Here is a 12,515-nt window from a genome sequence, read left to right as displayed (position 1 = left end):
TGACCGCACTTTTCTTACAGTCAACTATCCCGAGAGATAAACGAGTATGTATCAATTATTCCGTCACGGCATTTTCCAAATGGATGCTGAAAAGGCTCATAATTTCACGATCCAATGCTTGAAATTAGCTGGTAACCCTTTATTTCAACCGATCTTAAAATCTCTTATTCATGCTCCCAAAGGTTTTCCGAAAACGGTAATGGGTGTGAATTTTCCTAATCCCATTGGATTGGCAGCAGGGGCGGATAAAAATGGTGAGGCGATTGATGGTTTCGGTGCATTGGGTTTCGGATTTCTTGAAGTAGGAACTGTTACGCCCGTTGCACAAGATGGTAATGCAAAACCACGTCAGTTTCGCTTGATTGAAGCTGAAGGCATTATTAACCGTAATGGCTTTAATAATAATGGTATTGACTATCTTATAGAAAATGTGAAAAACGCACGTTATAAAGGCGTGATTGGCATTAATATTGGTAAGAATAAATTTACACCTTTGGAACAAGGCAAAGATGATTATATTTTCTGTTTGAACAAAGCCTATAACTACGCTGGTTACATTACGGTAAATATTTCATCACCCAATACACCGGATTTACGTCAGTTACAATATGGTGATTATTTCGATGATTTATTGCGAAGCATCAAGGATCGTCAAGCTATTTTGGCAAACCAATATAATAAATATGTGCCGATTGCGGTAAAAATTGCACCAGATTTAACGGAAAGTGAATTAGTGCAAATTGCGGATACGTTAGTTCGTCATAAAATGGATGGCGTTATTGCAACGAATACCACGATTTCTCGTGATACTGTTATGGGGATGAAAAATGCGGAACAGCAAGGGGGATTAAGTGGAAAGCCGCTGCAACATAAAAGCACGGAGATTATTAAGCGATTACATCAAGAACTGAAAGGTCAGATTCCGATTATTGGTAGCGGCGGCATTGATGGCTTGCAAAATGCGCAAGAGAAAATTGAGGCTGGCGCCGAGTTGTTACAAGTTTATTCAGGATTGATTTATCATGGTCCAAAATTAGTAAAAGAATTAGTAAAAAATATTAAATAATGACAAAAAAATACGACTTACATTGCCATAGCACCGCATCAGATGGGGTGTTGAGCCCAACTGAATTAGTGCATCGTGCTTATGCGCAAGGCGTGAACGTGTTGGCATTATGCGATCACGATACGATTGCGGGCATTGATGAAGCTGAGATTGTAGCGAAAGAAGTAGGCATTGAATTAATTACCGGAGTAGAAATTTCGACAAATTGGGAAGGGCGGGGGATCCATATTGTAGGATTAAACTTCGATAAAACTCATCCCAAAATGACCGCACTTTTGCAAAGCCAAAAAGCATTACGCGAAAAAAGAGCGGTGGAAATTGGCGATAAATTAGAAAAAGCAGGGATCCCTAATGCTTATGAAGGAGCAAAGGCTTTAGCCGATGGTGAAGTTACACGCGCTCATTACGCACGTTATTTGGTGCAGATTGGTAAGGTATCTAATGATGGTCAGGCCTTTAAACGCTATTTAGGGCAAGGAAAATCGGCATTTGTCAAAGCTGAATGGACAGATATTCCTACAGCGATTGAGACAATCCATGCCTCGGGCGGTATAGCCGTTATTGCACATCCATTACGTTATAACATGACAGGAAAATGGGTGCGTAAGCTGATAACCGATTTCAAGGCTTGGGGCGGTGATGGCATGGAAATGGCGGACTGTGGTCAGACAAAAGATCAACGTCAAATGCTTGCTCGTTGGGCAAAAGAATTTGAACTACTGGGATCCGTTGGTTCTGATTTTCATTTTCCTTGTGGTTGGATTGAGTTAGGAAAAAATTTAGATTTAGTTGATGGCGTTATCCCTATTTGGGAAAAATTTTAACAAGCCATAATGTATAAATACCTGTTTCCTTGATAATAAAATTTATTTGGAAACAGGTATTTTTTATGGTTCAAAATATAAAAACTGAATTTATCCTTCGGATTTTTTCTGATTATCTAATAAATAATGTGGCGGCAATTCAGGCATTGAATCTTGTTCATCAACGGATTCAATTTCAGGTTTGAGATAAAATTCAGCCGCTTCATGATTGCTTTTCGTTTTGCCTAATAATTGTGGCTGAAGTTTTACAAAAGTGCTATTCGGTGCAAGCCAGATGCCGATAAATGCTTGATTAAATTTAGCATCAAAATTATGTTCCAAAACAGTATCATTTAATACAAAGTAGCCTCTATCTGGTAAGGCAATATAGTTCAAAATATCGTTTGGGGAAAAATCAGGAAAGGTCGCTTGCATTTCTTTAAGCCAGCTTTGAGTATCGCCATCATTAAGTTTTAAGGTTTCGATTTCTTTAATGAGCGTAATTGCAAAATTTTTTCCTTCAATGGGTTTTTCATATTTGAAAGAGAGCATTAATGGGCGTTCATTTTCTTGATAAGTGCCCGTTTCGGAAAATAAGCCAATGGTATAAACATGGAACGGCCCCCAAGTGTATTCTGCATTTCCGATGGGTTGCCAATGAGCAAAAGGTGCGGCAGAAAAAAACGTTATCATTGCCACAAAAAGGGATTTCATTTTCATAATAAATTGCCGTGAGTAAAATTGTGTTGATTATAACAAACCGCATCAAAAAACAAATGAGAAACGAGTAAAAAGGCGAGTAATTTTACTCGCCTTTAATATTACTGATGTTAATTTGTGCGCTGAATTATTTTAGACTACCTACCATATCTTCAGGGCGAACCCATTTATCAAAATCTTCTGCAGAAACTAAGCCTAAATTAATCGCTTCTTCACGCAATGTTGTGCCATTTTTGTGAGCTGTTTTTGCAATTTTAGCTGCGTTTTCATAGCCAATATGCGTATTAAGTGCGGTCACCAACATTAATGAATTTTCAAGTTGTTGTTTAATTCGAGGATAGTTTGGTTCAATACCCACTGCACAGTGTTCATCGAAAGATACGCAAGCATCACCCAATAATTGAGCAGATTGTAAGAAGTTTGCAATCATCACAGGGTTGAACACATTTAATTGGAAGTGACCTTGTGAGCCTACAAATGCGATAGTGGTGTCGTTACCAAATACTTGTGCGCAGACCATTGTCATCGCTTCGCATTGAGTGGGGTTGACTTTACCTGGCATGATTGAAGAACCTGGTTCATTTTCAGGAATTAAAATTTCGCCAATTCCTGAACGAGGGCCTGATGCTAATAGACGAATATCGTTCGCGATTTTAAATAAACTCATTGCTAATTGACGTAATGCACCGTGAGTTTCAACAATCGCATCATGAGCCGCTAATGCTTCAAATTTATTATCTGCGGTGACAAACGGAAGTACGGTGAATTTTGCAATGTAATCTGCCACTTTCACATCATAGCCTTTCGGCGTGTTCAAACCTGTACCAACTGCAGTTCCACCCAATGCTAATTGACTTAAATGGGGAAGGGTGTTTTTTAATGCTTTTAAGCCGAAATCTAATTGAGCAGCATAAGCTGAAAATTCTTGACCTAATGTGAGTGGCGTTGCATCCATTAAGTGAGTGCGGCCAATTTTTACCACGTTTTTGAAGGCTTCAGATTTTGCCGCAAAAGTTTTTTGTAAACGTTCAACACAAGGAATAGTGTGTTCAACTACTTTTTTATATGCCGCAATGTGCATTGCCGTTGGGAAAGTATCATTTGAGGATTGTGATTTGTTCACATCATCATTTGGGTGAATGATGGATTTTTCACCTAATTTGCCACCGTTTAGCACATGAGCACGATTTGCAACCACTTCGTTCACATTCATATTGGATTGTGTACCAGAACCAGTTTGCCAAATAACGAGTGGGAATTGATCATCTAATTTATTTGCTAAAATTTCGTCACAAGCCTGAGCAATTAAATCACGTTTTTCAAGAGGTAATACACCTAAATCATGATTAGCAAATGCGGCTGCTTTTTTCAAATAGCCAAAAGCTTTGATAATTTCATGTGGCATTGAGGCGGCAGGACCAATTTTAAAGTTATTGCGTGAACGTTCAGTTTGTGCAGCCCAGTATTTATCTGCTGGAACTTGAACTTCACCCATTGTGTCTTTTTCAATACGAAATGCCATTCTGTACTCCTATGAATTGAATGAAAATTAAAACTAGATTGATTTTAACACTTCCGAGTTATGAGTGGAACGTAACAAAAACGTTAAAAATCAGTTTTGTGACATAGATCATAAAAGTGCGGTGGATTTTCATGCATTTGTAATAATGTGTATTTAATTATTTATTTTTTAGGGTTTTTTCGTTAGAATTTCACCCTTTTTATAGGGCAAGATTGAGAAAATAACGGGGCTAAAATGGCAAAAACTGCGCAATTTTACATTCTTACGGAAGATTGTACTTTAACTGTCGAAGAAATTGCCTGTAATCTTGCTGCCTCAATATGGCGTTCAGGGAAAAAAGTATTGATTAGCTGTGAAAGTGAGGCTCAAGCGTTAGAGATTGACGAGCGTTTATGGCAACGAGATCCTAATGAATTTGTTCCACATAATTTATCGGGTGAGGCCACACAATATCCTACACCAATTGAGATTTCGTGGCTTGGGAAACGGAATTTACAACGCCGTGACGTGTTAATTAATTTGCAACAAGAAATTCCAGATTTTAGCCATAGTTTTACCCAAATTATTGATTTTGTGCCGAAAGATGATGCCTTAAAAACACAAGCTCGAGAACGTTATAAACAGTTAAGGACATTGGGATGGGCACTTTCTACAGAAAATATAGCATAACAGAATGGAGTAATGATGAAGAAAACCAAATTTTGCTTAAGTTTATTATTAGGAACAGCTGTATTGATGATTTCAGCTTGTGAGAAACAAGAAAATAAAGTTGAAGCTACACCTAAAGTTGAAGCAACCCCTAAAGTTGAAGAAACTCAACAAGCCACAAAACAGGATGTTAAAAAGGAAGCAGTTCTTTTAGAGGAAAATAAAGAGAAAACTTCTGTTGTAGATCAGAAATCTGAAGCTGTTGAACAAGAAAAAATGGTTGAAGCTGAAAAAACGGTAGAGATGACTACTCAACAAAAAACGCAAGAGGCTCAAGTTTCATCTAAAGTATCGCCGGCTCCAGCTAAAATAAAACAAAAGAATGATCCAAATACAGAAAAACGAAAAATATTACAAATACTAGAACAACAATATCAGCAAGTTCGTTGTACTAGCGAGGGAGAGAAACTAGGTTCTGAGAGTTTTTGCCATCAAGAAGAATATCGCTTATTAAATGAAATTGATCGTTTAAAGAAAGAATTGAAATAGTTTTTGTAAAAACTTTTTAAAACCCAACCGCACTTTAAGGATCAAAATGCAACCAAACGACATCACTTTTTACCAACGCTTTGAAGCCGATATTCTCGCCGGGCGTAAAACGATTACTATTCGAGATAAATCTGAAAGCTATTTTAAAGCGGGTGATATCTTGCGTGTTGGTCGATTTGAAGATAATCAATATTTCTGTACGATTGAAGTGTTAAGTGTGTCGCCGATTACCCTTGATGAACTGACGGAACAGCATGCGAAGCAGGAGAATATGGGATTGGAAGAATTAAAAGAGGTAATTCGGGGGATTTATCCGAACGAAAAAATATTTTGGCTAATTCAGTTTAAAACTATCTATAAAAAACAATAGGAGATTTATATGGGCGGCGAATGGTTGCTTGAGGAACAAGATAAAGAGTGTGACTCAAAAAATTATCAAGAAAGATTAAAAGAAGTTGTTGTTGATGTTATTGATGGAAATTTAACTCGCAGAGGTGCCATTAAAATAGCAGAAGAAAGAACTGAAATGATGAAGGAATATACTGAAGAGTTAGAGTATCATCCTGACTATCAATTTTTACAGAACACATCTTATGATCCCAAAAATCCACAGCATCGTGCAGTATTAAAAGCATTGTATGACGAATCAGATAATTATACAGATTCTGAACTGGAATTTTAGTTAGAGACAATTAAACGATGACAAAAAACCTCCAAATGGCAGACCGTTTTAATCCGTCTGCGGTAGAACAAGCCCTTTATCAACATTGGGAAGAGAGCGGTTATTTTAAACCGTCTGAAAATGAAAATGCGCCGAGCTATTGCATTGCGATTCCGCCGCCGAACGTAACAGGTTCGCTACACATGGGGCATGCTTTCCAACAAACCTTAATGGATACTTTAATCCGTTTTAACCGTATGGAAGGGCATAACACCTTATGGCAAGCGGGGACAGACCATGCGGGTATTGCAACTCAAATGGTGGTGGAACGTAAAATCGCCGCAGAAGAAGGCAAAACCCGCCACGATTATGGCCGCGAAGCGTTTATCAATAAAATTTGGGATTGGAAAGCCTATTCTGGTGGCACTATCAGCCAACAAATGCGCCGTTTAGGTAACTCAATCGACTGGGAACGTGAGCGTTTCACTATGGACGAGGGGTTATCCAATGCGGTAAAAGAAGTGTTTGTTCGTTTGCACGAAGAAGGTTTGATTTACCGTGGCAAACGCTTAGTAAACTGGGATCCAAAACTTCACACCGCGATTTCTGATTTAGAAGTAGAAAACAAAGAGAGCAAAGGTTCCCTTTGGCATTTCCGCTATCCGTTAGCAAATGGTGCAAAAACGGCAGATGGTAAAGATTATTTAGTAGTGGCAACCACGCGTCCAGAAACTATGTTGGGCGATACGGCGGTGGCTGTGCATCCTGAAGATGAACGCTACAAAGATTTGCAAGGTAAGACGGTAATTCTACCGCTTGAAAACCGTGAAATTCCGATTATTGCCGATGAATATGTAGATCGTGAATTCGGTACTGGTGTGGTTAAAATTACCCCTGCGCACGACTTCAACGACTACGAAGTGGGTAAACGTCACAGATTGCCAATAGTTAATGTATTAACTTTAAATGCAGATATTCGTGATGAAGCGGAAATTATCGGTACTGATGGCAAACCACTTACCGGCTATGAAGCAACTATTCCTGCGGATTACCGTGGCTTAGAGCGTTTTGCTGCACGTAAGAAAATCGTGGCAGATTTTGAAGCGCTTGGTTTATTAGACGAAATTAAACCACATGATTTGAAAGTGCCTTATGGCGACCGTGGCGGCGTGCCAATCGAGCCGATGCTAACCGACCAATGGTATGTGAGCGTGAAACCGCTTGCTGATGTAGCGATTAAAGTAGTGGAAGATGGAGAAATCCAATTCGTACCGAAACAATACGAAAACCTTTACTTCTCTTGGATGCGTGATATTCAAGATTGGTGTATCTCTCGCCAACTTTGGTGGGGGCACCGTATTCCAGCGTGGTATGACGCGGAAGGCAATGTGTATGTTGCGCGTAACGAAGCAGAAGTGCGGTCAAAATACAACTTAGATTTTGCGGTTGAACTTAAACAAGATGAAGACGTGCTGGATACGTGGTTCTCCTCAGGCTTGTGGACGTTCTCAACTTTAGGTTGGCCAGAGCAAACTAAAGAACTCAAAATGTTCCACCCAACGGATGTGTTAATCACTGGTTTTGATATTATCTTCTTCTGGGTTGCACGTATGATCATGTTTACGATGCACTTTGTGAAAGATGAAAACGGCAAACCACAAGTACCATTCAAAACGGTGTACGTAACAGGCTTGATCCGTGATGAGCAAGGCCAAAAAATGTCGAAATCAAAAGGTAACGTACTTGATCCAATCGATATGATTGACGGTATCAGCCTTGAAGATTTACTTGAAAAACGCACTGGCAACATGATGCAGCCGCAATTAGCAGAAAAAATTGCTAAAGCAACCCGCAAAGAATTTGCGGACGGCATTGCTGCTCACGGTACAGACGCATTGCGTTTTACATTAGCTGCGTTGGCTTCAAACGGTCGTGACATCAACTGGGATATGAAACGCCTAGAAGGCTACCGCAACTTCTGCAATAAATTGTGGAATGCAAGCCGTTTCGTCTTAACTAATGACAAATTAGATTTAAGCGAAGGCGAGATCGAGTTATCATTAGCGGATCGTTGGATTCAATCAGAATTCAATCGTACCGTGGAAACTTTCCGTAACTCACTAAGCCAATACCGCTTCGACCTTTGTGCCAATGCGATTTATGAGTTTACTTGGAACCAATTTTGTGACTGGTATTTAGAATTGACTAAACCAGTATTTGCAAACGGCAATGCAGCGCAAATCCGTGCGGCAAGTCAAACCTTGGTTCACGTGTTAGAAAAATTATTACGTTTAGCCCATCCGCTTATTCCATTTATTACCGAAGAAATTTGGCAAAAAGTGAAAGGATTCGTCGATATTACTGCTGACAGCATTATGTTACAACCTTTCCCCCAAGTGGAAGAAAACGGCTTTGATCTAGAAGCAGAAGCTGAAATTGAGTGGTTAAAAGAAGTGATCGTTGCGGTGCGTAATATCCGTGCGGAAAGCAACATCGCACCAAGCAAAGGCTTAGATCTGTTATTCCGTAATTTAAGTGCAGAAAACGCAAAAATTCTCGAAAAACAGACCGCTCTTTTAAAAGCCATGGCGAAATTAGACAACGTTCGAGTGTTAGCCGCAAACGAAACAGCACCACTTGCGGTAGCGAAACTTGTTGGCAATGCTGAATTGCTCGTGCCAATGGCTGGCTTTATCAATAAAGAAGCAGAGCTTGCCCGTTTAGCTAAAGAGATTGAAAAATATCAAAATGAAGTTAAACGCATCGAGAATAAACTCAGCAATGAAGCTTTCGTGGCTAAAGCACCTGAAGCAGTGATTGCGAAAGAACGCGAAAAACAAGCGGAATACCAATCTGGATTAGAAAAAATCCAAGAGCAGTATAAGGAGATAGAAAAATTATGATTAAATTAAGTTGACAATTTTACTGACCATTTTATGGATATCAAGATGTGTAAAAATATTGGAACCTGCAGATTATGTGATACTGAAAAAATTCTGTTAAAGGAATCACACATTATACCTAAGTTTATTTATGATTGGATAAAGGAGACATCTCCAACTCCCTATTTGAGATACTCAGATAATGTGAATAAAAGAGAACAAGATGGTATTAAGGTATACTTATTATGTAATAGTTGTGAACAACGATTATCTTCTTGGGAAGATAAATTTTCTAGAGAAATTTTTAGGAAAATTGCAAATTATCGAACTCAATCGAAGGAATTAAATGTAAGTAAAGAAAGTTTACTGGCAATTATTTCTATTTTTTGGAGAAAACTTATAACTATCGACTTTAATAAAAATAATAATTGGGAGTTGGCAGATAAAGAGTATATCTTTAAGCTTTCTGAAATTTTGAAAAAGCAAATGCTAAGTTTAGTAGTTAATACTAAAATTTATTTTTTACCATTATTTCGTGAAGATATTAGTGGTATGGAAATATATGCTAGATATTTTCTAGAAAGATCTGTAGATAATTTTGATATTAGATTTTTAGATGATCCTCATAGGTATATTTCTTTATTTAAATTACCATTTATGTATTTTTATATTTTTAATGATGGCTGGGATGCGATATCAGAAATAAATAATACTCTAGAATTGGAAGAGGGTATATTTAACATCAATAATATTGTGGATGCGCCTGAAGTTTTGAAGAAATTAATTTGTGATCAGATATGTTTTTTTTATGATATGAGGAGGGAGATGAACGATAATAATTTAAACAAAATTCGTGATGACATAAAAAATAATCCTAATTTCAAGACTACTGGTGCTTATAAGTCATTAGTTAAATAATTCTTTAGTTGTAAAAGTGCGGTGGAAATTCACCGCACTTTTTAACTTATCTTTTTCATCTGCATTTCTAATCCCATTAAAATAGGCTCAACAATTTCATCAGGTAATCCATGGGTATTTATTTCACTTACTCTTGGATATAGTGCACAGATCTCATGCAAAATGTCTTCTACCGTTTCCTTTGCTAGGCCGGCGAGTTTAGCCGTATTAAAAATGTGGCGGAGTTGTATTTTATCCCATAAATAATGTTTATTTTCGCCGTGCCACGTCATTGCCATTTTGACTTTTTGCTTTTGTAGTCCGTTGTGTTTGATGAGCGGATAGGCGGACATCACATCATAAAAAGGCGTTAGACGATAGCGATTCTCTTGTTCCAAAAATAAACTGAAGTTTTTGCCATGACCGTCAATGGCACAAAGTAGCCAGAAAATAATTTGTGCTTTAAAAAACTGCTTGCGATCTGCTTGGGCGTTGGATGAACCGTTGAGGAGCGACATAATTTGCAGAATGCTCGGACCACCGTCATTTTCATATTTTCGTGCAGGAGCGATGTTGAGTGCTTGGCACATATCTTCTTGTGGTAAACGAATTAGCCAACTCCTATTTTCAGACCAACGACGATCAAAGCGCTCCACAATCAGTACTTTCATTTCACCGAAATAATGAATTTGGCTTTGAGGAACCGATAAACCGAGGGCTTTCATGATATTCAAGCAAAGCCATTCATTTTCACAGCTGCCGGAAAGATCAAGCTGCCCTTGTGCGACCATACCAATCGGGAGTTTAAAAATATGGCTGGTCGCGGTGGAATGCAAAGGGCGCTGCCATTGATTCTGATAATAAAGCAGCGCTGTTTTTTCCTGAGCGCCGGCTAAAGAAATTCGGAAATCCTCGCGTTCTTCCATGCCTAGAGGAAAAGTGTGGTAGTTTTTCAGCACGTTTTCCACCTCTTTGTCATTTAGCGGTTCTGCATAAATTTGACGTACCGAGCGGTTCTCGCCCTGATAAAGTTGAATTGCGCCGATACAATCCTGTCCAATCGCCGAAAGTAAATCAAATGGGGATTTCGTTGAGGTTTGGAAACGTTGTTGAATGCGTGAACGGATCTGCTCATTGTCCGGGAGGAGATTATCGAAGAAATTGTAAACGGAATCTCCTCGATAAATTTTGTGCGACAAGGGCAGTGACAATGAAATAGGACGCGAGCGAACAGATTCAAGCCATTTTTCCGCATACTGAAATTCGGTGGCGCCACTGGTGAGTTTTCGCCATTCACCGACTAACAAGCCATTCATGGCAACGTTTAGAATCGAGTTACTCATTACCATGCCTCGTCGTCATCGTATGTTGCTGTTGGCTCCTTGATTGAGAGAGCAGTATCAGATGACTTTTTGCGTGGTTGCACAATAAGCTCTAGTTCTAATCCTGCTAGAATTTTAAATAGCGTTTCTAATTTAGTACGCTCTGGCTCATTCTCAAACGCTGAAATTCTGGCTTGGGTAGTTCCGGCGAGTTTAGCAACATCAGTTTGTGACAGATCGCCTTGATAGCGAAATTCACGAATGACATGAGAAAGCATTTTTGCGGTGGTGATAACCATTGTGACTCCTCATACGCTATAGCATATAGAAATTGTTTTATACGCCATAAAGTATAAATCTTGTTTTATATCTTGTAAAGTATAATTTGTTATTTATATCCTATGAGATATAATTTGTAAAAGATTAAAATTTCCACTGCACTATCATCTTCTACATTACAATTAAATGATTCAATTAATAGACTTTTTACATTGTTATAGAGATATTTCTTAAATAAAAAGATAAGAGAAATATTGGTTTAGATTAGAAAAATTAGAGAGATTGAGAGGTATAAATTGGAATAAAAAAGTAGGCGCAATGCCTACTTTTTTATTTTTGATTTAATCCTAAAAAATCCCCAACTTCGTGTTCTAGTTGACTCATAGCGAGCAGGGCTTCTTGGGTTTTCTTGGCTTCATCTTCATCAATAACACTCATTGCAAAGCCTACATGAACGAGCACCCATTTGCCAAGTAAATCGGCAGGATCTCCAGTGCAGACCAGTGAAATATTCACATCACGTTGTACGCCACATACATCCACGGTGGCAAGTTGAAGAGCACTTTCGCCAATTTTAACAATTTGGCCTGGAACACCTAAACACATAATACTTTCACTCCTATTGAAATTTGTGTCTATTTTACTATTGCGCGGAATAAGTTACGTCGATCTGGATCAAAAGTTGTTGCTTTTGTTGGCATCGATAAAATCATTCTGAGGCAATCTTGCGCGAGTTGAGCCGCTTGAGTATTTGTCATTGCAGGATCAATCGGAGAATGAAGGGAGCAACTAAGATATTGTGGAATATTTTCTAAACTACTCACTGTGAACGTGAAGGTTTTATAGGGTAGTTGTACTGAAAGTTTATCGCCAATTTCGCGCGGTTCCCATTCTTGATCTTTGCCTGGCAAAATGACAATGCTCAACATCCAAGGTGTCACAACCGTACCTATCCATTGGTTTTCAAAAAGTACAAATTTAGGGCAATAGCAGTCGATACCTTTTCGATAGAAAGGAAGATCTTTCATTTCTTCTGCAACTTTTTGCATTTCGTTTTGGAAGATTGAAGATGGCTCTTCGGCTAAGCCTTGAATGACACCTTCAAGTGCGGTGGTATTTTCTGGTGTTTTTTCGTGTCGATACATAATTATTAAAATTTATAGCGA

General features: G+C 38.5%; 14 protein-coding genes. 8 read left to right on the top strand and 6 right to left on the bottom strand.

Annotated features, from left to right (window positions below):
• The first annotated feature begins 46 nt into the window (after positions 1-46).
• Both pyrD and rnm read left to right on the top strand, forming a co-directional pair.
• Complete coding sequence (pyrD, locus tag DV428_RS06970; RefSeq protein WP_114909184.1) at positions 47-1,066, top strand: quinone-dependent dihydroorotate dehydrogenase; 1,020 nt, start codon at positions 47-49, stop codon at positions 1,064-1,066.
• Entirely contained in the window at positions 1,066-1,890 is an 825-nt protein-coding gene (gene rnm / locus DV428_RS06965) for an RNase RNM (protein WP_114909183.1), read from the top strand. The genes pyrD and rnm overlap by 1 nt, the downstream gene beginning before the upstream one ends.
• 90 nt (positions 1,891-1,980) lie before the next feature.
• Here the strand turns inward: rnm and DV428_RS06960 are convergent, their stop codons facing one another.
• Together DV428_RS06960 and fumC are read right to left on the bottom strand one after the other, a co-directional pair.
• A complete protein-coding gene (locus DV428_RS06960) occupies positions 1,981-2,589 on the bottom strand; it encodes a chalcone isomerase family protein (RefSeq protein WP_114909182.1) in 609 nt (202 codons plus the stop codon).
• A gap of 127 nt (positions 2,590-2,716) precedes the next feature.
• Entirely contained in the window at positions 2,717-4,111 is a 1,395-nt protein-coding gene (fumC, locus tag DV428_RS06955) for a class II fumarate hydratase (RefSeq protein WP_114909181.1), read from the bottom strand.
• Positions 4,112-4,345: 234 nt separating this feature from the next.
• Here fumC and DV428_RS06950 point away from each other — a divergent pair, with 234 nt between their 5' ends.
• From DV428_RS06950 to DV428_RS06925, 6 genes are read left to right on the top strand one after another with little or no spacing between them, the layout of a single operon-like run.
• Positions 4,346-4,780, top strand: a complete 435-nt coding sequence (locus DV428_RS06950) for a DNA polymerase III subunit chi (protein ID WP_065245738.1) — start codon at positions 4,346-4,348, stop codon at positions 4,778-4,780.
• A 15-nt stretch (positions 4,781-4,795) separates the two neighbouring features.
• The gene (locus DV428_RS06945; protein WP_114909180.1) at positions 4,796-5,308 is read left to right on the top strand and encodes a hypothetical protein; all 513 of its coding nucleotides are present in this window, start codon (positions 4,796-4,798) and stop codon (positions 5,306-5,308) included.
• 46 nt (positions 5,309-5,354) lie between these two features.
• On the top strand, positions 5,355-5,678 hold the full coding sequence (yqfB, locus tag DV428_RS06940; RefSeq protein WP_114909179.1) for a N(4)-acetylcytidine aminohydrolase: 324 nt from the start codon (positions 5,355-5,357) through the stop codon (positions 5,676-5,678).
• Between the two features lie 9 nt (positions 5,679-5,687).
• Entirely contained in the window at positions 5,688-5,990 is a 303-nt protein-coding gene (locus DV428_RS06935; RefSeq protein ID WP_114909178.1) for a hypothetical protein, read from the top strand.
• 17 nt (positions 5,991-6,007) lie between these two features.
• A complete protein-coding gene (valS, locus tag DV428_RS06930; protein ID WP_114909177.1) occupies positions 6,008-8,872 on the top strand; it encodes a valine--tRNA ligase in 2,865 nt (954 codons plus the stop codon).
• 45 nt (positions 8,873-8,917) lie between these two features.
• A complete protein-coding gene (locus DV428_RS06925) occupies positions 8,918-9,769 on the top strand; it encodes a hypothetical protein (protein WP_114909176.1) in 852 nt (283 codons plus the stop codon).
• Between the two features lie 41 nt (positions 9,770-9,810).
• Here the strand turns inward: DV428_RS06925 and DV428_RS06920 are convergent, their stop codons facing one another.
• The 4 genes from DV428_RS06920 to hybE form a co-directional block, all read right to left on the bottom strand.
• Entirely contained in the window at positions 9,811-11,091 is a 1,281-nt protein-coding gene (locus DV428_RS06920; RefSeq protein WP_114909589.1) for a type II toxin-antitoxin system HipA family toxin, read from the bottom strand.
• A complete protein-coding gene (locus DV428_RS06915; RefSeq protein WP_005631862.1) occupies positions 11,091-11,369 on the bottom strand; it encodes a helix-turn-helix domain-containing protein in 279 nt (92 codons plus the stop codon). The genes DV428_RS06920 and DV428_RS06915 overlap by 1 nt, the downstream gene beginning before the upstream one ends.
• A 310-nt stretch (positions 11,370-11,679) precedes the next feature.
• A complete protein-coding gene (hybG, locus tag DV428_RS06910) occupies positions 11,680-11,955 on the bottom strand; it encodes a hydrogenase maturation factor HybG (RefSeq protein WP_005626486.1) in 276 nt (91 codons plus the stop codon).
• Between the two features lie 29 nt (positions 11,956-11,984).
• Positions 11,985-12,494: a hydrogenase-2 assembly chaperone gene (gene hybE / locus DV428_RS06905; protein ID WP_114909175.1), complete on the bottom strand. Its 510-nt coding sequence runs from the start codon at positions 12,492-12,494 to the stop codon at positions 11,985-11,987.
• Between the last annotated feature and the right edge of the window lie 21 nt (positions 12,495-12,515).

The sequence above is a fragment of the Haemophilus haemolyticus genome, from assembly GCF_003352385.1.
Classification (GTDB): Bacteria; Pseudomonadota; Gammaproteobacteria; order Enterobacterales; family Pasteurellaceae; genus Haemophilus; species Haemophilus haemolyticus_I.
The sequence above is the reverse complement of the archived record's forward strand: the minus strand, read 5'-3'. Positions and strand labels throughout refer to the sequence as shown.

What these genes read in the sequence shown, in the direction of transcription:
- pyrD (WP_114909184.1), top strand. Translation starts at nt 47, where the DNA reads ATGTATCAATTATTCCGTCACGGCATTTTCCAAATGGATGCTGAAAAG.
- rnm (WP_114909183.1), top strand. Translation starts at nt 1,066, where the DNA reads ATGACAAAAAAATACGACTTACATTGCCATAGCACCGCATCAGATGGG.
- DV428_RS06960 (WP_114909182.1), bottom strand. Translation starts at nt 2,589, where the DNA reads ATGAAAATGAAATCCCTTTTTGTGGCAATGATAACGTTTTTTTCTGCC.
- fumC (WP_114909181.1), bottom strand. Translation starts at nt 4,111, where the DNA reads ATGGCATTTCGTATTGAAAAAGACACAATGGGTGAAGTTCAAGTTCCA.
- DV428_RS06950 (WP_065245738.1), top strand. Translation starts at nt 4,346, where the DNA reads ATGGCAAAAACTGCGCAATTTTACATTCTTACGGAAGATTGTACTTTA.
- DV428_RS06945 (WP_114909180.1), top strand. Translation starts at nt 4,796, where the DNA reads ATGAAGAAAACCAAATTTTGCTTAAGTTTATTATTAGGAACAGCTGTA.
- yqfB (WP_114909179.1), top strand. Translation starts at nt 5,355, where the DNA reads ATGCAACCAAACGACATCACTTTTTACCAACGCTTTGAAGCCGATATT.
- DV428_RS06935 (WP_114909178.1), top strand. Translation starts at nt 5,688, where the DNA reads ATGGGCGGCGAATGGTTGCTTGAGGAACAAGATAAAGAGTGTGACTCA.
- valS (WP_114909177.1), top strand. Translation starts at nt 6,008, where the DNA reads ATGACAAAAAACCTCCAAATGGCAGACCGTTTTAATCCGTCTGCGGTA.
- DV428_RS06925 (WP_114909176.1), top strand. Translation starts at nt 8,918, where the DNA reads ATGTGTAAAAATATTGGAACCTGCAGATTATGTGATACTGAAAAAATT.
- DV428_RS06920 (WP_114909589.1), bottom strand. Translation starts at nt 11,091, where the DNA reads ATGAGTAACTCGATTCTAAACGTTGCCATGAATGGCTTGTTAGTCGGT.
- DV428_RS06915 (WP_005631862.1), bottom strand. Translation starts at nt 11,369, where the DNA reads ATGGTTATCACCACCGCAAAAATGCTTTCTCATGTCATTCGTGAATTT.
- hybG (WP_005626486.1), bottom strand. Translation starts at nt 11,955, where the DNA reads ATGTGTTTAGGTGTTCCAGGCCAAATTGTTAAAATTGGCGAAAGTGCT.
- hybE (WP_114909175.1), bottom strand. Translation starts at nt 12,494, where the DNA reads ATGTATCGACACGAAAAAACACCAGAAAATACCACCGCACTTGAAGGT.